This window comes from Rhodococcus sp. WS3, from assembly GCF_003797085.1.
Taxonomy (GTDB): Bacteria; Actinomycetota; Actinomycetes; order Mycobacteriales; family Mycobacteriaceae; genus Rhodococcus_F; species Rhodococcus_F globerula.
Genome location: NZ_RKMA01000002.1, coordinates 967,330 through 987,225 on the forward strand (window position 1 = coordinate 967,330; position 19,896 = coordinate 987,225).

Here is a 19,896-nt window from a genome sequence, read left to right on the forward strand (position 1 = left end):
CGGAATTGTGACCATACACAAACGCTAATCTGTGTATGGTCACATTCAGAGCGTGGCTATCGGGGCATCCGGGCAGCCACCTACCCGACCGTCCGGAAAGACGAGGTTTCGAGAAGTGACTGATCTACACGTGCGAAAGATGAATTTTGCTTTCGAGGACTACGACGTCCCCTTCCTGTGGAACGAGGAGAATCCGGCCTTCTCGAGCATGGCCAATGCCGTCTCTTTCCTGGCCATCGGTTTCGAGAAGATGATCGTCAAGCTCATCATGCAAACCAAACCGCTGTTGACGGATCGCGCAGTTGCCGAGGAAGCCGACGCGTTCATGCGCCAAGAGGGACAGCATTCCTCGGCACATCGCCAACACGTCAAGGGCTTGATCAGGCGATATCCCGGCCTGCAGGAAACTCTCGACGACGTGGTCGGCGAGTTCGACAAACTCACTGCAGAAACGTCGGTGAACTACCGACTGGCATACACCGCCGACCTCGAAGCAACCTTCACCTCGGTGTTCAAGCTGATGCTCGACAACGAATCTGCACTTTTCCGCCCCGGCGACGACAGGGTTGCGTCGCTGTTCATCTGGCACTTCGTCGAGGAAGTCGAACACCGAAGTTCCGCCCTCATCATCTTCGACTCCGTCGTCGGCAGCGACCTCTATCGGATGCGCATGGCACCGTCAATTTTCCGGCACGTCATGAAAGTGATCAGGCTGGCCTCCCTGGGCTTCAACAAGCATGTGCCGCGCGAAGATCGGCAGGTCGACGCGATGGCCATGTTCGCGTCGTATCGCAACATGCAGTTTCTTCGCAAGCGTTTACCCGGGCTCGAGGCGCAGGACAACGGTCCGATGTCTCGCGCGTTCGACGTATTGCCGCTCGGCGAGCAACTCACCGCGCTGCGGGGAGTTATCCGCAGCCAACTGCCCAAGCACAACCCCGCCACCGAGAACTTGCCCGCACTGGCCGACGTGTGGTTCGAACGTTTCGAAGCCGGATACGACGTAACCCGCTGGTATACAGCTGAATCGAACAGCACAGGATCGAAGAGCACAGGGCGGTCGAACAATGGCTGACCTCTGTTCCCCCACTTTCGATCAACTCGCCACGGAACTCGGCTTCTCCTGCGCAGAAGCGGGTGGGTTGGTCGAAATCCGCAATCCCTTCGGGCTGGAGAACTGGACTCTGCCGGTTCTCGAGTGGACCATCATCATCGGCTCGGTGCTCGCTCTGGTTCTCGCGATCGTGCGCTTGCGGCGAAACGGCGATCCCACCAATCTCGTACTCTGGTTCGGCGCCACCGCCTATCTGTTCATCATCGAACCGCCGCTGTACTTTCCCGCGGCCTTCGGCATCGAGAAGCACGTGGATACGATGTTCGCGCACAACGTGTTCACCGTCGATTTCCTGTGGGGCAGACTCCCCCTCTACATCATCGCGATCTATCCGCTGATGGCAACGCTGGCCTTCGAAATCGTCAAGATGCTGGGCGTTTTCCGTCGGTACGGTGTGCTCGCCGGCGCAGTCTGCGTGGGCTTCGTTCACCACGCGTTCTACGAGATCTTCGACCATCTCGGACCGCAGCTTCGGTGGTGGGAATGGTCGACAGCCAACCCGATCAACCAACCGATGTTCGACGCCGTCCCACTGCCGAGCGTTGTTGTGTTCGCAGCCTTGTGGCCGATGTCGCTGGCATTCTGCGTCCAGTTCTTCGTTGGCCGCCACGTCGACGACGGCCAACACTTCACCGGGCTCCAATTGGTTTGGCGCACAATCGTCATCGGCGTCCTGGCCTCAGTGGGCACGTTCATCCTGCCGTTGCCCGCGACAGTCTTCGGCGCGGGCAGCGACACGGTCCGAGGAGTGCTCTACGCAGCGGAGCTGGTGATCCTCTCGGTTGTCGCGATAACACTGCTGATCCGCCAGTGGACCCGGTTGCGTACGCAGCCGTCTGACGCGCCCCCGTACACCAACAGGTTTGTCCAGTACTACAGCGTGGTGTACCTGTGCATCATGGCCGTTCTCTGGGCCAGCGCCCTACCCGATTTCTTCGGTGCCGTCGACGGTTCGACCAGCAACGGAGACCCGATCGGGAATCTCTGGTACACGCTGGCGTGCTTCGTCGTCGCAATACTCTGTGTCGCTGCAACATTCACCGTGACGCGTCGCAGTGCAGCAGCAGGCGACTCTCCGTCCACCGAAGAGCAACCCGCTCCTCACACCGCATAACTTGGTTGAAAACAGCTCGAGGTGGACGCACCCTACGGCACGCGGTGCGTCCACTTCTCGGTGCTGAACTTGGTCTCCACCAGCTCACGCGCCTGCGCCAACTCTGCCTCGGTGTAGGTACTGGTGCGGGTGTCGTGCTGCGATCGGAAGTAATTCTCGAACGCTGTCAGGATCGCGGCGCGTGTCATTCCGGTCTGAGAGCGGAGCGGGTCCACTCGTTTGGCCGCGCTCTTGGTTCCCTTGTCGGACATCTTCTCTCGGCCGATTCGCAGAACCTGCGTCATCTTCTCCGCGTCGATGTCGTAGGCCATCGTCACGTGATGAACGACTGTGCCGTCGGCGAACCGCTTCTGGGCTGCGCCGGCGATCTTGCCCTTGTCCGAGGCGATGTCGTTGAGCGGTACGTAGCGCGCGGTGATTCCGACTTCGGCAAGCGCGCCCATCACCCACTGGTCCAGGAAGGCGTACGACCGTTCGAAACTCAGCCCCTCCACCAACGACGCGGGTACCACCAACGAATACGTGATGCAGTTACCCGGTTCCATGAACATCGCACCGCCGCCTGAGATCCGGCGCACAACACCGATACCGTGGCGCGCAGCAGCTTCCGAGTCGACTTCATTGCGTACGGATTGGAACGAGCCGATCACGACCAGCGGCGAATCCCAGTCCCAGAAACGCAAAGTGGCCGGACGCTCACCGGACGCCACCTCGCGCGCGATGACCTCGTCCAGCGCAACGTGCATCGCGGGATCGAGGACCACCGGCGAAATGACGTCGAATGTGTGGTCCGCCCAGCTGGTGGCATGACCGAGCGCGCGGCGAATCGCGATGCCGACCGACTCCGCGGTGAACCCGATCATCGACACGGACTCGTCGAGCGTCGCAATGATGGCGTCCGCCAGCTGTTCCACGTTGGCATCGGCCGGCATACCCGTCAGCGCTCCGTTGATGTCATCCAGCGCGCTGTCCGGCTCGAGGAAAAAATCGCCGGAAACCGCGACGCCGGACAGCTGGCCGTCCTCGACCTCGACATCGACTGCAACGAGCTTGCCACCAGGAACCTTGTACTCTCCGCGCATGGGTTCAGCCTATCCCCGCGGGATCGCCCGTCGGCGCGCGCCGTCGGAGCATCCGTTGTTCGCGCAGGAGGGCAGAGTCACACATCGGATGCTCGGTGAGACAAAGCACCCCACCTGGTCGTGCCACCGTCGAGCGAAATGATGCCCAGGGTGCGATCATTAGCCCATTCGGCTCGAAACCTGACGAGCCACAACGGAGGTGCACATGAAGGTCCCGGCGTTCCACTCGACGGTTCCTTCCGATCTCGACGTCTACCACGACAACGAGAGCTGCATCCTTGCCGCGCGCATCGACCCTTCGGATCGAAGTGACGGCGTCGACGGTCGCCCGTGGTGCACTGCCTGTGCATCGTTGGACTAGCACCGCCTGACGCGCCTACATTCTGCGCTCCCGCAGTCGCAGGTTGACGATCTCGAGTGCCGCCTCTTCGGCGTGATCCAAGGCCTCGGCTTGCTTCACCGAAATGCTGTCGCACAGCCAATCCCAGTGCAGCGCTACCACGTTCCCTCGCACCGGAACGGGAGCAAGTGGAATGCCGTCGACGTTCCACCGCACGTGTTCGATCGCCTTCGGACCGCGGGTCAGTCGGTTACCGTCGAACGCGAGCGGCGAGGACTCCACCTCGGCATACTCGTCACCTACTTCACGTACTTCGCCCCACCTGATTCGGCAGTTCTGGAGGATGGACAGTGGCACCGCACCGTGCTTCCGCAGAAGGCGCACCCACGGATACACGGCAAGAACGTGGAAACTGTGATGCGCAAGAGCGCGATCTCGGCCATCGAGATCTGGGAGCAACCCTCCGTCGTTGCGCGTCCCGAATTCATGCCGTAGGTGCGCCACCAACTCTTCCGAGTTCACCGAATCCAGCAGCGACCCACCCAACCAGTAAGCCTCGATCACGCGTGGGTCGAGTGGGTCGTCCACGCCCGATGCCCGGGCCAGTGCCTCGAGATACGGCCACGCACCGTCGAACTGTTGCGCTCGGCCACGGTCCTGCTCTGTCACCGTTCCGGCCGCCTGACGCAAGAGCGCCGACGGATCGTCGGCTCCGCAATACCCCAATTCGTTCGGCGGATATGCGTACCTCGCAAACAGAGCCGGGCCGCTAACGTGAACGCCGGTCATCAACAGATCCGCGGAAGCTGTTCACCAGCAGGGAGATCCACTACCCGATTGCCACCAAGCGCGGTTCGGGCAACCACCATTCCGGAGTGCGCGCTCACGCACTCCCCGATCACCGTTGCCCCCCTTCCCAACGGGTGTCCACGCATGGCATCGAGCACGAGGTCGACGTCGGTGGGTGCGACAAACGCAACCAATTTGCCTTCGTTGGCCACGTACAGCGGATCCAGACCCAACAATCCACAGGCATCCCGAACGGCGTCGGGAATCGGCAGGTTCCGTTCCACGATCGCAACGCCGACATTCGACGCCTGGGCAATCTCGTTGAGCGTCGCTGCAACTCCGCCGCGCGTCGGGTCGCGAAGGACGTGGATGTCCGCGCCGGTGGCGATCATGTCCGCAACCAGGCCGTTCAGTGCGGCGCAGTCGCTGCGCACCTCGGTTCCGAACTCCAGACCCTCCCGGCAACTCATCACCGCCACGCCGTGAACTCCGATGTCACCACTGACGATCACTGCATCACCGACCTCGGCCCGGTTCGGCCGTATGTCGACACCAGCTGGCACGATGCCGATGCCCGCAGTGTTCACGAAGACTCCGTCGCCGTGACCGGCGTCGACCACCTTGGTGTCGCCGGTCACCAGACGCACTCCGGCTGAGCGAGCCGCGTCGCCAAGCGTGGCCGCCACCGTGGCTATGTCGGCGAGCGGTGTCCCCTCCTCGAGAATGAAGGCGGTCGACATGGCCAGTGGTTGCGCGCCGGCCATGGCAAGATCGTTGACCGTGCCGTTCACGGCCAGATCGCCGATGTTTCCACCCGGAAACACCATCGGTTTGACCACGTACGAGTCCGTCGAGAACGCCACCCGAACGCCGCCGATGTCGAGCACCGCGGAGTCGCCGAGTTCCGCGTCGGCCGCGTCGCCGAATGCGGGTAGGAACAAGTGCTCGATCAGCTCGGCGGACATCGCGCCACCACCGCCGTGTCCCATGACGATGTTCGGCGAATCACGGAGCGGCAGCGGGCAGACCCACGCCCCAGGGTCCACCACCGCACTGTTGTCAGCTCCCATGACCCGCCTCCTGCAGTTCCAAGCGTCGGTACAGGTAGTAGGCGGCGCACGCACCTTCGGACGAGACCATGGTGGCCCCCAACGGATTACGCGGCGTGCACTCCTTCCCGAAGGCAGCGCACTCGTTCGGCTTGATCAAGCCTTGGAGAACTTCTCCGGAACGGCACACCGATGACTCGTCGGTGTGAATGTCGGTTACCGAGAATCTTTGTTCCGCATCGAATTCCGCATACTTCGGCGCCAACTGCCAACCGCTGTCCGGGATGGGACCGATACCGCGCCACGTCCGGTCGGATACTACGAACACATCGTCGAGCATCGCCTTGGCTGCCACATTTCCCTGGGCCGTCACAGCCCGTGCATAGGCGTTCTCCACCTCGTGCCTGCCGGTTTCCAACTGCAGCACGGTCTTTCTGATGCCCTCGAGCAAATCGAGGGGTTCGAACCCCGTGACGACGATAGGCACCCGGTACTTCTCTGCCAGAGCGGGGTACTCCGATGTTCCCATCACACTGCACACGTGACCTGCGGCGAGAAACGCCTGCACCCGACACTCCGGGGAGTCCATGATCGCCGCCATCGCGGGCGGGACGAGCACGTGGGAGACAAGTAACGAGAAGTTCTTGATGCCGAGTCGGTACGCCTGATACACAGTCATCGCGTTTGCGGGCGCAGTGGTTTCGAACCCGATCCCGAAGAACACGACCTCCCGGTCCGGATTCTCCTTCGCGATGGTCAGCGCGTCGAGCGGCGAATAGACCACGCGCACATCACCACCAGCACTCTTGATCCGAAAGAGGTCGGACGCACTACCTGGTACTCGCAACATGTCACCGAACGAGCAGAAGATCACGTCCGGGCGGGCGGCGATCTCGAGCGCTTTGTCGATGATCTCCAGCGGCGTCACACAGACCGGGCACCCCGGCCCGTGAATCATCTCGATCTGCTCGGGCAGCAATTGGTCAATTCCATGGCGGATGATCGAATGCGTCTGGCCACCACAGACTTCCATGATCGCCCATCGGCGGGTAGCGAGTGTGCGAATCTGATCGAGTAATTTACCGGCCAACTCGGGGTCGGAGAATTCGTCCAGATACTTCATGATTGATTCTCCTTCTGATCGACTCCCAGAGCCTTGGCTGCGCGAGCAAATCCGTCGCCGAACTCCTCGTCGAGCACGCCGAGGTGCTCGAACTCCGCAAGTGTGCGTTGTGCTGATTCCTCGTCGAGCCTCTGAATCGCGAACCCGACGTGAACAACGACGTACTCTCCGACCGCGGCGCCCGGAATGTACTCGAGGCACACCTCTTTGCGGACTCCCCCGAAATTGACGACGGACATCGTGGTTCCGTCACGATCCTCGAGCGATTCGATACGTCCCGGTACGGCTAAACACATGGCTACCCTCCTGACTTCATCGCGAACTCCCGACCAGCACTTGGCCGTACGCAAGACCACCGTCGTTCGGTGGTAACTCGTGGTGCGTCAGCGGGCGGAATCCAGCATCTGACAGCAGTACCCGCGCCCGCGCCAGGAGTAACGGATTCTGGAAGACACCGCCACTCAAGGCAACGTCGTCGACGCCGGCCGCGGCGCGCGCTGCCTGCGCCCAGGTCACTACCAAACGCGCAACACTCTCGTGGAAGCGCGCACCGATCACACCTGCCGACACACCGTTCCGAAAGTCGTCAACCACGGAACGTATGACCGGACCGGGATCGGCGATCCACGACCCGCCGGCATCTTCGCCTTCACCGAACACGTAGTACCCACTGCCGCAGTCGATTCCCCGGGATATGCCTTCCAATTCGATTGCTGCCTGAGCCTCGTACTCCACACTTTGGCGGACACCGGCAAGTGCGGCAACGGCATCGAAAAGCCGCCCCATACTGGAAGTCTCCACACAGCCGAATCCCGTCTCCAACTGATGACCGAGGACGGAGCGTTCACGAGCCGGACACGCTGCAACTGGTGGAAGCTCACTGTCCCAGCCGATTCCCGCCGATCGCAGGTGCGACATCGCCATGCGGTACGGACGTTCCACGCCGGCGTCACCGCCCGGCAGCGCTACGTACCCGAGATGCGCTAGACGACGGAACCCTTTGTACGTGGCGAGCAGCATCTCCCCGCCCCACACCGCTCCGTCCGCTCCGTAGCCCGTTCCGTCGAAGGCCATTCCGATAACCGGTTCGGAGCCGTCACAGCCGTTCTCACCCATCACCGCAGCGATATGCGCGTGATGATGTCCCACAGTGCGCACCGGCCGTCCCGCCGCATGCCTTCTGGCCCACGCCGACGAGTGGTACCGGGGATGTTCGTCGCACACAACCTGACTCGGGGTGACGCCGGTAATCGATTCGAAGTGTGTCCGGGCCGCCGCGAACCCGTCCAACACGGCAACATCACCCATGTCTCCGATGTGTTGACTCGGCCAGGCGGACGTTCCGTCGGCAATCACGAAGGTGTTCTTCAGATCTGCGCCCACCGCCAGAATCGGTGCGACGTCCAATGGCAGTTCGATCGGCAAAGGTGCATATCCGCGGGAACGGCGAAGCATCACTCGGCGGCCGTCGACTACACGCTGGACGGAGTCGTCGCACGGCACCCGAATCGGGCGATCGTGGGTCAGGACGCTGTCTGCGAGCGCGGACACTCTTTCCAGATCAGTGCCGCGGAACAGGATTGGTTCACCACCGAGGTTCGCCGACGTCATCACCAGCGCTGTCGGCCCAGCCGCATCACCGGGAAGACCGAGCAGGAGGTTCTGGATCGGGTTGTACGCCAGCATAATTCCGATGTCCGGGATTCCCGGCGCGACCGAAGGCGCAAGGTCGTACTTCGACGCCTTGTCCACCAACACGATCGGGCGCGAGCATTCGGTCAGCGCCCGCGACTGCGTCTCGTTGACCCGTCCCACCGCGTACGCACCGTTGATATCTCGCACCATCACGGCAAGCGGCTTACCGCGGCGGCGCTTACGAGCTCGTAGTTCCTGTACTGCCGACTCGTTTCGGGCATCGCACGCCAGGTGATACCCCCCGATGCCTTTGACTGCAACAATCTTGCCGTCGCGCAAAAACTCTCGCGCCCGGTGTACGGCATTTTCGCCGTTCACGGGCACGGCAGCAGCATCTGCGTCTGTATCGACGAAGGTCAGGGTCGGGCCACACTGCGGACACGCAATCGGCTGCGCATGAAAGCGACGATTACGTGGATCGGCGTACTCGGCCGCGCATTCCGAGCACATCGGAAACCCGCGCATCGTTGTCGCTGCCCGGTCGTACGGAAGTTCCTCGATGATCGTGAACCGTGGACCACAGTTGGTGCACGTGATGAACGGATGCCGATACCGCCTGTTCCCCGGGTCGGCCATCTCGCGCAGGCAATCGTCGCAGGTCGCAACATCAGGCGGTGCCAACGTCCGCCCTGCAGTCGTCGTGTCCGTGTCCACGATCCGAAACCCGGCCCGCCCACACGCCTGAGCAGGCACGCACTCCACCGAGTCGATCCTGGCCAACGGCGGCTGGCGCACCCGCAGTACTGTCGCGAACTCCGCGAGCGATAGATCCTCGCCCTCGAGGTCGATCACCACTCCTCGCGGCGAGTTGCCCACCGTGCCCGTCAGCCCCAATTCGGTTGCGAGTGAATACACGAATGGTCTGAATCCGACTCCCTGCACCACCCCCTGAACATGAAGTCGGATGGCGGTGATCATGGCTCGCCCCCACCCTCGCCCTCGACCTCGACCTCGACCTCGACCTCGGGGCGTGATCGACCCATCAGCTCCAAACCCGCAAGCGCCTCGGCAGCGCCGGTCGCGTCCACCTTCTCGACGGCAAAGCCCATATGGATGACAACCCAGTCACCAGCGCCGACGGTATTCTCATCGAGCATCCCGATATTCACCTTGCGCGCCGCACCTTCCACATCGACGAGCGCCAGTTGTCCGCCGTATCCGTCGAGCAGCGCCACGACGCGTCCAGGGATACCCAGGCACATGGTCATGCCCCCTGATCAGCGGTTGCGGCGTCCGCCGCCATCGACCTGACAAGGCCGATAACAACTGACGCGGCACCGGTCACGGCAGCCTGAACCTGTGGTGTCAATCCGATCCCCTCGTCCACCGATTCGACGTGCGCACCAACGACAAACGTTCGCGGCGCTGTTCCACCGAGCGCCCGCAGACTGGAGAACACGGAGTTCGGATCCAACGAATGCGCGTCGAACCTTGCCGTGCTGTCATCCCTTTCGGCCTCCAGCTCGAATACCTCGACCGCGCCGGGTTTCCCGCTCGGCGGCAGCGCGTCGATCAGCACCAAGGCCTCCCACGCTTCCAGAAGGTCGTAGGCCAGGTGCACCCCTCGAATTCCGTAGTCCACCAACTGCACTCCCGCCGGCAGTTGCTCCTGTTGCAGCACCCGCACGACTTCGGGCCCGAACCCGTCGTCGCCGAGAAAGATATTCCCGACACCCGCAACCAGAACGCGCATGCGTGACTACATCTTTCGCATCCGTAGATACCGTTGAATATCCGGCATCGACACCACCAACACGACGGCCGCAGCGATCGCTGTTGCGCCGAGAAGTACCGTCGACAGCATTCCCATGCCCCTCATAGTGTGTTCTCCTCTCGATTGCTCTGCGTCTGCGCTCCGGGCACCGGTTCCACCTCGTCCGGAGCAAAATACAGATAGCGGCCGTACCAGTTGTGCAGGTCGGCCGCGGGATCGTCGAGCAGCGTCACCCCTACGTGAATGTCGCCGTCCACGTCTTCGTGGATGGTGGCAACGCGAGCGAGCTTGCCGTCGAAAAACAGGTCCTGAGCGTCGGCCCGCCGCGACGGATGCACGCGTACGGTGCTTCCCCCGGCTATCCGCACACCGCCCACCAAGATGCCGTCGATTCGCGGCGACACCCTCGTATCGGCCTCGGGCGACCACCAGTCGACACCGTCTGGCACTTCGGGAAGCATGGGAGCCGAGTTTCCCTGCGCGTCTTCCTGCCCGGCATGAGGATCACGAAGCACTCCGTGAAGGTCGGCAAACCCTTCGGGTGTCAGGGCCTCACAACGATCGATGATCTCGGCGGCTTTCGGATCTGTCGCCCGCGCCTGCGCTTTCTCCTCGTCCGTCATCGTCAGAATGCGCAGCGACAGGATCTCGTCGATTTCGGTGGAATCGAACAGCGATCCTTCACTTTGCCCCGCGATCACAGGAAAGTCGTACAGAATGATCGGCGATACCAGAACCGTGGTCGAGCGGTCCGGCAACGCTGGATTCGGGGTACCGGCCAACACCGGATAGCACCGATCTTGAATCAACGGGTATTCGTGTGTCTGCTCGTCATTCACGCTGAAAAGTGAGACGAACGACGGCGTATCGCACTGCATGATCACATGCGCCCCGAGCATGGAATACGCCGGCGCCGAATGCTTGTCGACGGCCACGATCGCGGTGGTGTTTCGAACATCCATCGACAACACAACCTGATCAGGCCTCCCCGACGCAGCCCGAAGATCAACGAGTCCGGACAGCGCAGCCCGGGTGCGCACAATGCGACCGATAGATGCGCCGGTCGCATCCAGGATCGGTTCGATCTCCGAAAAGGCCGGAACCTCGAAAGCCAGGCTTCGCCCTTCGCCAAGGTCCGTGAGCCGGTACGGACCCGACTCGATCTCACATTCACTTGCTTCGTCCCACGAAATCCATTCGTGGTCACCGGAAGTCACGTGATGCACTGACTCCCAGCCGTCCGGATCGATACGTCGTTGGACTGTTCGGCGCTGAAGGTGGAGAAACCGCAACGTGACACGCAGATCGCCGGCATCCGCGGCCACGACGGCTTGGGCCGACATCCCTGATTGCTCACCGACACCCAACTCTGATGCCCCCGGTGGACCGAGCACACCGAACTGCCAGCGTGACTGGTTCTTTCCCGAGTTCGCCCGGTACGGGTAGAGCAGGTACCCCTCGTACAGGATCGCGTCGGCTACGGCTCGAACGTCATGGTCGACACCCGCGTGTGTCATTGCGGCACCTCGATCCCCGCCAAGAGCGCGCCGACCGTGGATTCCAAGTCGGTGTAACCGTGTGTGGCTTTGAACCGGGTGAGTTCGGCAATGGTGTCATGATCGAGGCGTACCCAACCCGAACCCGGGTAATGCGTCTCGATCATGTGCTTCCACGTGGCCACCGGCATCTCGTACGACGCCGATCTGTCCCACGGAATTTGCTCGACCGAGAATCCGCGACTGCCGTCGGTGAAGACGGTGCCGCTCAGTAGCACGACTACCGGCACCGTGCCGTCCTGCAGGGCATGCATGTACTTGGATGCGGTCACCGCGACGTCGTACGTACACGGCATAGGAAGATCGGCGACCGTGACTCCTGAGAACCCCTGGACCACCGTCGAGCATTCCATCCAGAGGAAGGTTCGTAGCGTACTCGACCAACGTTCACGCCGACCGAACAAATCGAGCAGCGCGTCTTCTTCAGATGCGGAGTACGGCCGTCGGTGTGGTTCGATCCGAACCTGTGCTCGCACGGCCAGCGCCCGCACAGGTGTTCCGGTGGACTCCGAAATCTTCAGTTTCACTACGAGATTGGGGGTCACCGCGTACGGGTCGACCATGATGTCCACGACGGAGAACTCCAAGGCGGTCATCGCGACCGTTCCTCGACTCTGTGGAAGAACTCCGCGATCTCGGTGTGCGCATCCTGGCCGCCGTCGAAACCGCGCCACACCTTCCGCAATCGCCCTACCAACTCGTAACAGGCGTCGATCGGCACAATGAAACATCGGGGAGCCACCTCGCCCGGAACAACGTGAACGATCAAGGCCTCGACGTCTGCTCGCATCGTGCTCGTTCGAGGATTCTCCCGCAGCACCGCCTCGAAAGCATCGATGGGTAGCTCGGATTCCGTGGCCCCCGCCGGACCGGGATAAAACGCGATGAATTTGTCCAACACGGAATTGCGGAAGAAGAACGCCAGATTCACCGGAATTTCCAGCGATTCCCATCGACCAGGGCCCAGCTCGAAATCGTCGAGTTCCTCGTATCGATCCGGAACTGCCTTGTACCGCAGATCAGCGTCCACCGGGGCAAAAAGCAGGTAACACGGTCGACAGACGCACATCAGGGCGCGCACCGAGACATCGACGACGTGCTGATGGTCCTCGCCGATGCCGACCGCGCACATCTCGCATCGCGGACCGGTTGGTACCGATCGCGCCGACGCTATTCTCGTGAGAACCTCTCCCACAGTGGATTTTGCCACTACATCACCGATACCTGAACGTCAGCTGCTGAACTTCCCGGTGCAGCGCTGCCAGGCACTGCCACCGACAGGATCCCGTCGCGAGGCAGAAGCGGCAGGGGCGCAAGATGTTCCGCCCCGGCATCAACACCGGCACGGGCATCGACGCGCGCGCCTGCAGTTCGGACGTCGTAGTGAGTGCCGCAGTTCGGACAGGTCAGCACCACGCCGCTACGTGCGGGTCGCCCCATCATTCGCTCCAGCATCGCCCCCGCCATCGAGCGATCACAGACCGGACAGTGATCGCGGTAGGCGTACAGGGTGTCGCCGAGCCTGCATACCAACAGATCTGCGCCTTCGACGCAAAAACCTGCCACCTCACCTTCGCCGACCTCGGCGAACTCCGGCACACCGATCCAGTGGCCGGCGGCGTCGTGGTGGATGTGCGAGAACAGCGACTGCGCCGAGATCACACCAGCTTTGGGCTCATGTTCGGTTGGGGTCTCGACCTCGATGCCGCTCGTCTCGGGCGCCGCAGCCGTCACGGCGTCCTGCACGGCTGATTCGAGCGTGACGGACGACGACGGACAACTGTTGCAGCTGCCGAGCAGCCGCAACCGCACCACACCATCGGTCACCTCGATCAATTCGACGTCGCCGCCGTGCGACCCGAGGTACGGGCGCACACTGTCCAGCGCCGTACGTATGCGGGTTTCCACGTCGTGCGGATGTAGGCCATGCACGAGCAGAAGGCTCGAGATCAGGTCGTCACGGGTCATCTCATCTACCATCGCGGAATCCGCAAGGTGCACAGTGCGTTCGAGAGCTGCGCCGTAGAGTTGCACTACTTCACGCACCAGTTGCTCTGCACGATCACGTGCTACCGGTCCGCCCCCTGCGCTGGCCTGCAACAGAGTTTCGATGCGTTCGCCCGCTCCACGCCAGTAGTCACCAGGCGGTGCACCGCTCGCGTTCTCACCGCGCTCCCGGTCACCGTGCTCCCTGTCACCGTGCACCACGGGCTACTCCCCCGTCACGGATTGTGTCGGCGAATGCAGTTTCTCGATGGTCTTACCGCCACCGAGATACATGTGTACGCCACACGGCAGGCACGGGTCGAAACTGCGGACTGTGCGCATGATGTCGATACCCTTGAAATTGTCCCGATCGTTCTCCTCGAAGATCGGCTGACCTTGCACCGCATCCTCGTACGGCCCGGGAGTGCCGTAGCTGTCACGCGGGCTCGCGTTCCACGGAGTTGGCGGGTACGGGTGGTAGTTCGCAATCTTGCCGTCCCGAATCACCATGTGGTGGGAAAGAACTCCGCGGACGGCTTCGGTGAAGCCGCAGCCGATACCCTCGTCCGGAACTTCGAACGATTCCCACGTCTTGGTCCGGCCGGCGCGAATCTCCACCAAAGCCTTCTCCGCAAAATGTAACGCCGATGCGGCCGCGTATGCCTGGAAATACGTACGTGCACGGTTCCTTTCGAGCGTGTTGCTCCCGTGTTCGGGGATGTGCCACTCGAGTGTGACCGGCCCCTTCAGCGCTGTCTTGGGCAGATTGATCTGCACGCTGTGTCCGGTGGACTTGACGTAGCCGATGTCGACCAACTCCGCCAGCGCCGTGCTCCACAAGCGGGCGAGTGCGCCGCCGCCGGTATCGAGAGCAAGATTGTCTTTGCCGTCGAACCATCGAGGCGACATCACCCAGCTGTACTTGTCCTCCAGATCACGCTTCTGCGGATGAGGGTTGGTGTGCTGATTCCAGGGGTGACGCCGATCCACCGCGTTACCGAGAGGGTCGGTCTCGACAAACATCTCCTGGTCTTTCCAGTCCTCGTAATACGAAGAGCCCAGCATGATTCGGATACCGAGATTGATATCGACCAGATCGGTCGTGATCAGTTTGCCATCGACCACGATTCCGGGGGTCACGAACATCTTGCGTCCCCACTCGGTCATGTCCTTGTACTCGAAATTGCAGAATTCCGGATCCTGGAACGACCCCCAGCATCCAAGGAGAGTCCGACGCAGACCTACCTTCTCGTAACCGGGCAGGGCTTCGTAGAAGAAGTCGAACAGATCGTCGTGCATGGGCACGACCTTCTTCATGAACTCCACGTAGCGCATCAACCGCGTCATGTAGTCGGTCATCAGTTCGATGGTGGCCACTGTTCCGACGCCGCCCGGATAGAGCGTCGACGGATGAACGTGACGGCCCTCCATCAGACAGAACATTTCACGGGTCGAACGTGAAACCTGAAGGGCCTCACGGTAGAACTCGCCGGTGAACGGATTGAGAGTGCGCATGATGTCGGCGATGGTGCGGTAACCGTGCTGATCCTCGTGCCGGCAGCGGGTGTTCTCCGCCTGCGCCAGGACACCGGGATTGGTCTCGGACACCATCTTCTCGCAGTAGTCGACCGCAACAAGATTCTCTTGAAAGATGTTGTGGTCGAACATGTATTCTGCGGCTTCACCGAGATTTACTATCCACTCGCCCAGATGCGGTGGTTTTACGCCATACGCCATGTTCTGGGTGTAGCACGAGCACGTCGCGTGGTTGTCTCCACAAATACCGCAGATGCGACTGGTGATGAAATGCGCGTCGCGCGGATCCTTCCCCTTCATAAACAGGGAATAGCCGCGGAAGATCGACGACGTACTGTGGCATTCCACGACTTCCCGGTTCGCGAAGTCGATCTTGGTGTAAATGCCCAGACTTCCGACGATGCGGGTGATGGGATCCCACGCCATCTCCACCAGACCGTCACGATCCGCGGTAGAGGTGGGTTCGGGAACGATGGCCGTCATGTCAGTGCCTCCCAGTTTCGATGTATCTCGAGTTGTTCACCACGTGCGAGTGGCGCCGGTGAGCAACTTCGAACCCCGTTCGCGCCAATGCGGTTCCTTGTCCAAGGTGTGACCGGTGATCCGGCGCAGACTGTGAATCACGCTGCCGTACATACCCACAGCGGTGGACGAAAGCTTGCCGCCGGGTGGTTCGTCCATGAACGGCATGAATTTGTCCGGGAACCCCGGCATGGTGCACCCGATGCAGATGCCGCCAACGTTGGGGCATCCACCCACTCCGTTGATCCAACCACGTTTGGGCACATTGCATTTCACGACCGGACCCCAACAGCCCAGTTTCACGATGCACTTGGGCGAACCGTATTCGGTGGCAAACTCTCCTTGCTCGTAGTAGCCACCGCGATCACAGCCCTCGTGCACCGTCGCGCCGAACAGCCATTGTGGTCGCAGCGATTCGTCCAGTGGAATCATCGGCGCTTGATCAGTTGCCATGTACAACAGATAGGTCAGGGTCTCCGACAGATTGTCCGGTTGGATCGGGCATCCCGGCACACAGACGATCGGGATACCGGCCTTGGATTTCCACGTCCATCCCAGATAGTCCGGTACGCCCATCGCGCCGGTCGGATTTCCCGCCATGGCGTGAATTCCGCCGTACGTCGCGCACGTGCCGACAGCAACAACCGCAGTCGCTTTGGGGGTCAGCCTGTCCAGCCACTCACTGGTCGTGACCGGTTGCCCCGTCTCGCGGTTGTTGCCGAAACCGCACCAGTAGCCCTCGTCGTGCAGTTTCTCGTTCGGGATCGACCCTTCGACAACAAGGACAAACGGATCGAGTTCACCCCGATCCGCCTTCCAGAACCATTCCAGGAAATCGTCGGCGCCGCCCTCTGGCCCACACTCGAAGTCGATCAGTGGCCAATGCACCGCAACCTGGGGCAAGCCGGGCAGCGCACCGAGTGCAATCTCTTCGATGCTCGGCTGCGTGGCCGCGGTCAACGCCACCGAATCGCCGTCACAACTGAGCCCGGCATTGATCCACAGAACATGGATGAGAGTATCTTCCGCCTTCGCTGCTGCGGTGTCCGCAGTCGCATTCTGAGTAGTCATATCAGCCGCTTTCACGTGTGCGACGGCACCACTTGCTACACCGGGTCTGGTTCCACCGGATTCCTGCCGCCGGTATCGAACACCACCCGAGCCGATATTCGGCCCGCAACGTGGCACCCACTCATTTCATTAAGTACCCGAGCAGATCAGTTGTCAACGACAACTCAGGAAAGCGCCATTCGAGAATCGATCCAGTCATACCACTGCGACAAACCCTCACCCGTCGTTGCCGACAAAACAACAACGCGCACAGCAGGATTCAGCGATTTTGCCTGACGGATGCATGCCTCGACGTCAAATTCCACATAGGGAAGCAAATCGATCTTGTTGACGATGACGAGGTCCGCGACGGCAAAGATATGCGGATACTTCATCGGCTTGTCGGCACCCTCCGGCGTAGAAATTAGGACAACCTTGCCTTCCTCGCCGAGGTCAAAAAGTGCGGGACACACTAGATTTCCCACATTTTCAATCAAGAGTAGAGAATCGTCGAGCGGCCGATTCACGTTAATAGCCCGATCGATCATTTCCGCATCCAGGTGGCAACCCGCACCCGTATTCACCTGAACGACAGGAGATCCCGTTGACCGAATCCTCTCGGCATCGAGCGCAGTCTCCTGGTCGCCCTCGATGACGGCAACGGGAAATCGGCCGCGCAAGTCGTTGATCGTGCGAACCAGCAACGTTGTCTTACCCGCGCCCGGCGAACTCATAACATTGAGTGCGGCAATCCGGCGCCGGCGCATCCACTCGCGATTGCGGGTGGCAACTTCGTCGTTCTTGGCGAGTACCTGTTGTTCCAGAACAACGGTCGTGCTGTGGGAATGTTCGTGACTGTGTGAATGATCGTGACTATGCGGGTGCTCGTGGTCGTGCGGGTGCTCATGATCCTGACTGTGCCCCGATTCACCGGAGATTCGCACCCCCGCGCCCTCACCGCAGCCGCACGTTGCGCACATGATCAGCTCACTTCCATCGACAATATCCGTAGTTCACGCCCGGCGAGGATATCGACGTCGGCGCTGCCACAGGGGCAGAGCAAGATCATGTCCGGCGGTGAGAAAACCTCGCCGCATTCCCGGCAACGCACGCTCGTCGCGATCTCGTCGATGCGCAGACTCGCGCCTTCGGCCTGAGTACCCGCGGTCACGACGTCGAAGCAGAAGAGCAGCGAATCAGGCACAACAGCACACAGTCGTCCCACTTCGAGCCGCACACCGCATACGCGTCGCGCGCCTGCCTTGTCGCACACGGCATCGACCACACTCTGGGCAATCGACAGTTCATGCACGGCAGACCCGCAATTCACATGTGAAGGGACCGTACATTCCACGATAGGGCAGAGCCATGGCTTAGAAAAACGGTGGCGTAGAAAAACCGTGGCATAGAAAAAGGCTGCGATCCGCATGTACATGCGGATCGCAGCCTGATGCTTGCCTGGGAGAGGCTACTGTCCCGGAGTCGGCGCCTTGGATGTGGTCGTCGTAGACGTCACCGTCGTGGTGGTAGTGGCGGCCGCACTTGAACTCGCTGTCTCCGATGTCGGAGCACTCGAGACTGCTGCGCCCGTGGTGGGCACCACCGATTCGCTCGGTGTTGCGACTGCACCTGAGGTCTCGGAAACAGATCCGGCGACAGGAGCATCCGGCGACGTTCCCGGCGCGGTGGCGGAGTCCGTCGAACCCGTGGTTCCGGCAGGAGCCTGATTATCGGTGCCTTCGGCAGCGACATCGCCTTCGGCTGCGTCGTCAGCCATGTACGCGTCGACGGCAGCGACAAGCTCTACAGCCGTGGGCTTTGCCGTCGTATCGACGGGCTTACCGTCCTTGGCCTGCTGCGCGAGATACGTAAGCCACGCTGCTGCGTACTGCGCAGAAGTCAACGGCTTGCCGTTCGCGGCATCGGCGTCGCGCCAGTAGTCGAAGTGATGTCCGACGTCTGGACCGAGTGTCATCTGGTACGGATCACTCATGATCACCGGGATCGTGTTCTGGTTGGTGGCGATCAGTCCGACGATCTCCTTGAAGAGCTTCTGCGGCAGGTACGCCAGCGGAGAGACCTTCTCGGCGGTAATCGAGTCTTCGTCGGCCACGGTGGTCACCGTGGTGGCCGTACCTGGCTTGTAGTCAGGATCCGATACCTTCAGCATCACCTGGAGGAAGGTCTCGTCACCCTTCATCCAATCGGGATCGGATGAAATGTCGTTGAATGCTTCGAAGACGATCTGACCGAGCACAACGGCAACGTTGATACCGGTGGTCGGGGTGAGTCCCTGGGATTCGAGATCGTCGATGTTCAGCTGGCGTCCGACGTTCGCAGCCAGGAGCAAGAGCGAAATATTGCTCGGAGCCGAGCACGTGAAGTCACCGTCGGAGCAGAACGAGGCGACTTTGCCGTTCAGCTTGCCGAAGCTGCCCGCCGTGTCGGGGAGGACGCCCTGACCGGGTGTCGCCGACGTGCCATTCTGGTACTTCGTGTCGAAATTGTCCGGGTTGGTGAACGGATTCTGGGCGCCGATGAACGTGCCGTCTCCCTCTTCACGTCCCGCATCCGCGAGCATGACCACACCGACAACCTTGTCCGGGTCTACCCCGAACTCGTTGCTTTCCTGATTTCCGATGTCCATGGCAACACGGCGGACGACGTCAGCACCCTCGCTGTACCCGACGATCGAGAACTGCGTCTTGGGGCATTCCTTCGCGATCGCACTCATCACGGATTGGGTGTTTGCCGCGCCGGCGGCAACGGCATCCTCGTACGACGCCATGTTTGCCGGGTATGCGATATATACGGCCGCATACGAACCTGGCTTGGTCGTGTTGACCGAACCGGCCGGATTGATCACCTGATCGACGCGGTCACTCGTGTAATCGCCTGACAGCGCGGCAGGTAGCGGCTTACCGTCCGCACCGAGCAGCATCTTGACCGTGTTCGCGTCCGGAGTGTCGTGCCGACCGGCAACTGCGATGCTCACCATGTCGTGGCATTCGGTGACCGACGACGTCAGTTGCGTCTCGATCGTGCTGGACTGCGGTGAGTCCACGGCTACCGCCACAGCTACCAGCGCTGCAACGCCGAGCGCTGCAGGCGCCAGTGCGCCCGCAAGTATTCGATGTCGTGAAAAGAACCCACGAACCGGCATATTTTCTCCCCAATCCACTTTCGGAAAACGTACGACCGACCCCCGGGGCGTCACGCAACGTCA

General features: G+C 61.4%; 21 protein-coding genes. 3 read left to right on the forward strand and 18 right to left on the reverse strand.

Features of this window, described 5'->3' with window-relative positions:
• The first annotated feature begins 115 nt into the window (after positions 1 to 115).
• Both EEB13_RS18535 and EEB13_RS18540 read left to right on the forward strand, forming a co-directional pair.
• Positions 116 to 1,075 (forward strand): metal-dependent hydrolase, encoded by a 960-nt coding sequence (locus tag EEB13_RS18535; RefSeq protein ID WP_141485999.1) that lies wholly within the window; start codon positions 116 to 118, stop codon positions 1,073 to 1,075.
• Positions 1,068 to 2,228 (forward strand): hypothetical protein, encoded by a 1,161-nt coding sequence (locus EEB13_RS18540; RefSeq protein ID WP_141486000.1) that lies wholly within the window; start codon positions 1,068 to 1,070, stop codon positions 2,226 to 2,228. Before EEB13_RS18535 ends, EEB13_RS18540 begins: the two co-directional genes overlap by 8 nt.
• A 32-nt stretch (positions 2,229 to 2,260) precedes the next feature.
• On the opposite strand, the gene EEB13_RS18545 is transcribed toward EEB13_RS18540, so the two are convergent.
• The gene (locus tag EEB13_RS18545) at positions 2,261 to 3,310 is read right to left on the reverse strand and encodes a biotin/lipoate A/B protein ligase family protein (protein ID WP_141486001.1); all 1,050 of its coding nucleotides are present in this window, start codon (positions 3,308 to 3,310) and stop codon (positions 2,261 to 2,263) included.
• 205 nt (positions 3,311 to 3,515) lie between these two features.
• Here EEB13_RS18545 and EEB13_RS31595 point away from each other — a divergent pair, with 205 nt between their 5' ends.
• On the forward strand, positions 3,516 to 3,671 hold the full coding sequence (locus EEB13_RS31595) for a hypothetical protein (protein WP_187328581.1): 156 nt from the start codon (positions 3,516 to 3,518) through the stop codon (positions 3,669 to 3,671).
• A gap of 15 nt (positions 3,672 to 3,686) precedes the next feature.
• On the opposite strand, the gene EEB13_RS18550 is transcribed toward EEB13_RS31595, so the two are convergent.
• The 17 genes from EEB13_RS18550 to EEB13_RS18625 all read right to left on the reverse strand — a co-directional run bounded on the left by EEB13_RS18550 (position 3,687) and on the right by EEB13_RS18625 (position 19,833).
• A complete protein-coding gene (locus EEB13_RS18550) occupies positions 3,687 to 4,439 on the reverse strand; it encodes a DUF6390 family protein (protein WP_141486002.1) in 753 nt (250 codons plus the stop codon).
• Positions 4,439 to 5,509: a hydrogenase expression/formation protein HypE gene (hypE, locus tag EEB13_RS18555; RefSeq protein ID WP_045067318.1), complete on the reverse strand. Its 1,071-nt coding sequence runs from the start codon at positions 5,507 to 5,509 to the stop codon at positions 4,439 to 4,441. Before hypE ends, EEB13_RS18550 begins: the two co-directional genes overlap by 1 nt.
• Positions 5,499 to 6,611: a hydrogenase formation protein HypD gene (gene hypD / locus EEB13_RS18560; RefSeq protein ID WP_141486003.1), complete on the reverse strand. Its 1,113-nt coding sequence runs from the start codon at positions 6,609 to 6,611 to the stop codon at positions 5,499 to 5,501. The genes hypE and hypD overlap by 11 nt, the downstream gene beginning before the upstream one ends.
• Positions 6,608 to 6,907, reverse strand: coding sequence for a HypC/HybG/HupF family hydrogenase formation chaperone (locus EEB13_RS18565; protein WP_033234887.1), 300 nt, complete (start codon positions 6,905 to 6,907; stop codon positions 6,608 to 6,610). The genes hypD and EEB13_RS18565 overlap by 4 nt, the downstream gene beginning before the upstream one ends.
• Positions 6,908 to 6,923: 16 nt before the next feature.
• Complete coding sequence (gene hypF / locus EEB13_RS18570; protein ID WP_141486004.1) at positions 6,924 to 9,224, reverse strand: carbamoyltransferase HypF; 2,301 nt, start codon at positions 9,222 to 9,224, stop codon at positions 6,924 to 6,926.
• The gene (locus EEB13_RS18575; RefSeq protein WP_141486201.1) at positions 9,221 to 9,508 is read right to left on the reverse strand and encodes a HypC/HybG/HupF family hydrogenase formation chaperone; all 288 of its coding nucleotides are present in this window, start codon (positions 9,506 to 9,508) and stop codon (positions 9,221 to 9,223) included. Before EEB13_RS18575 ends, hypF begins: the two co-directional genes overlap by 4 nt.
• A 2-nt stretch (positions 9,509 to 9,510) precedes the next feature.
• A complete protein-coding gene (locus EEB13_RS18580) occupies positions 9,511 to 9,999 on the reverse strand; it encodes a hydrogenase maturation protease (RefSeq protein ID WP_045067313.1) in 489 nt (162 codons plus the stop codon).
• A 6-nt stretch (positions 10,000 to 10,005) separates the two neighbouring features.
• Positions 10,006 to 10,125, reverse strand: a complete 120-nt coding sequence (locus tag EEB13_RS32480) for a DUF6893 family small protein (RefSeq protein ID WP_371851312.1) — start codon at positions 10,123 to 10,125, stop codon at positions 10,006 to 10,008.
• Positions 10,122 to 11,537 (reverse strand): hypothetical protein, encoded by a 1,416-nt coding sequence (locus EEB13_RS18585; RefSeq protein ID WP_141486005.1) that lies wholly within the window; start codon positions 11,535 to 11,537, stop codon positions 10,122 to 10,124. The genes EEB13_RS32480 and EEB13_RS18585 overlap by 4 nt, the downstream gene beginning before the upstream one ends.
• On the reverse strand, positions 11,534 to 12,172 hold the full coding sequence (locus EEB13_RS18590) for a DUF6084 family protein (RefSeq protein ID WP_045067309.1): 639 nt from the start codon (positions 12,170 to 12,172) through the stop codon (positions 11,534 to 11,536). The genes EEB13_RS18585 and EEB13_RS18590 overlap by 4 nt, the downstream gene beginning before the upstream one ends.
• Positions 12,169 to 12,771 carry a DUF5947 family protein gene (locus tag EEB13_RS18595; RefSeq protein ID WP_084702856.1) on the reverse strand — a complete coding sequence of 201 codons (603 nt, stop codon included), beginning with the start codon at positions 12,769 to 12,771 and terminating at the stop codon, positions 12,169 to 12,171. Before EEB13_RS18595 ends, EEB13_RS18590 begins: the two co-directional genes overlap by 4 nt.
• Positions 12,772 to 12,785: 14 nt before the next feature.
• Entirely contained in the window at positions 12,786 to 13,676 is an 891-nt protein-coding gene (locus EEB13_RS18600; RefSeq protein ID WP_172935603.1) for a NifU family protein, read from the reverse strand.
• A 111-nt stretch (positions 13,677 to 13,787) separates the two neighbouring features.
• The gene (locus EEB13_RS18605) at positions 13,788 to 15,581 is read right to left on the reverse strand and encodes a nickel-dependent hydrogenase large subunit (protein WP_045067307.1); all 1,794 of its coding nucleotides are present in this window, start codon (positions 15,579 to 15,581) and stop codon (positions 13,788 to 13,790) included.
• Positions 15,582 to 15,617: 36 nt separating this feature from the next.
• On the reverse strand, positions 15,618 to 16,691 hold the full coding sequence (locus EEB13_RS18610) for a hydrogenase expression protein HypE (protein ID WP_045067306.1): 1,074 nt from the start codon (positions 16,689 to 16,691) through the stop codon (positions 15,618 to 15,620).
• 164 nt (positions 16,692 to 16,855) lie between these two features.
• Entirely contained in the window at positions 16,856 to 17,650 is a 795-nt protein-coding gene (gene hypB, locus EEB13_RS18615; RefSeq protein WP_045067305.1) for a hydrogenase nickel incorporation protein HypB, read from the reverse strand.
• A gap of 2 nt (positions 17,651 to 17,652) precedes the next feature.
• Positions 17,653 to 17,982, reverse strand: coding sequence for a hydrogenase maturation nickel metallochaperone HypA (hypA, locus tag EEB13_RS18620; protein ID WP_045067304.1), 330 nt, complete (start codon positions 17,980 to 17,982; stop codon positions 17,653 to 17,655).
• A gap of 156 nt (positions 17,983 to 18,138) precedes the next feature.
• On the reverse strand, positions 18,139 to 19,833 hold the full coding sequence (locus tag EEB13_RS18625) for a cutinase family protein (RefSeq protein ID WP_141486006.1): 1,695 nt from the start codon (positions 19,831 to 19,833) through the stop codon (positions 18,139 to 18,141).
• Between the last annotated feature and the right edge of the window lie 63 nt (positions 19,834 to 19,896).

Bases quoted from the DNA above. Each gene is read 5' to 3' on its own strand.
- EEB13_RS18540 (WP_141486000.1), top strand. From the start codon at position 1,068: ATGGCTGACCTCTGTTCCCCCACTTTCGATCAACTCGCCACGGAACTC.
- EEB13_RS18545 (WP_141486001.1), bottom strand. From the start codon at position 3,310: ATGCGCGGAGAGTACAAGGTTCCTGGTGGCAAGCTCGTTGCAGTCGAT.
- EEB13_RS31595 (WP_187328581.1), top strand. From the start codon at position 3,516: ATGAAGGTCCCGGCGTTCCACTCGACGGTTCCTTCCGATCTCGACGTC.
- EEB13_RS18550 (WP_141486002.1), bottom strand. From the start codon at position 4,439: ATGACCGGCGTTCACGTTAGCGGCCCGGCTCTGTTTGCGAGGTACGCA.
- hypE (WP_045067318.1), bottom strand. From the start codon at position 5,509: ATGGGAGCTGACAACAGTGCGGTGGTGGACCCTGGGGCGTGGGTCTGC.
- hypD (WP_141486003.1), bottom strand. From the start codon at position 6,611: ATGAAGTATCTGGACGAATTCTCCGACCCCGAGTTGGCCGGTAAATTA.
- EEB13_RS18565 (WP_033234887.1), bottom strand. From the start codon at position 6,907: ATGTGTTTAGCCGTACCGGGACGTATCGAATCGCTCGAGGATCGTGAC.
- hypF (WP_141486004.1), bottom strand. From the start codon at position 9,224: ATGATCACCGCCATCCGACTTCATGTTCAGGGGGTGGTGCAGGGAGTC.
- EEB13_RS18575 (WP_141486201.1), bottom strand. From the start codon at position 9,508: ATGTGCCTGGGTATCCCTGGACGCGTCGTGGCGCTGCTCGACGGATAC.
- EEB13_RS18580 (WP_045067313.1), bottom strand. From the start codon at position 9,999: ATGCGCGTTCTGGTTGCGGGTGTCGGGAATATCTTTCTCGGCGACGAC.
- EEB13_RS32480 (WP_371851312.1), bottom strand. From the start codon at position 10,125: ATGAGGGGCATGGGAATGCTGTCGACGGTACTTCTCGGCGCAACAGCG.
- EEB13_RS18585 (WP_141486005.1), bottom strand. From the start codon at position 11,537: ATGACACACGCGGGTGTCGACCATGACGTTCGAGCCGTAGCCGACGCG.
- EEB13_RS18590 (WP_045067309.1), bottom strand. From the start codon at position 12,172: ATGACCGCCTTGGAGTTCTCCGTCGTGGACATCATGGTCGACCCGTAC.
- EEB13_RS18605 (WP_045067307.1), bottom strand. From the start codon at position 15,581: ATGACGGCCATCGTTCCCGAACCCACCTCTACCGCGGATCGTGACGGT.
- EEB13_RS18610 (WP_045067306.1), bottom strand. From the start codon at position 16,691: ATGACTACTCAGAATGCGACTGCGGACACCGCAGCAGCGAAGGCGGAA.
- hypB (WP_045067305.1), bottom strand. From the start codon at position 17,650: ATGTGCGCAACGTGCGGCTGCGGTGAGGGCGCGGGGGTGCGAATCTCC.
- EEB13_RS18625 (WP_141486006.1), bottom strand. From the start codon at position 19,833: ATGCCGGTTCGTGGGTTCTTTTCACGACATCGAATACTTGCGGGCGCA.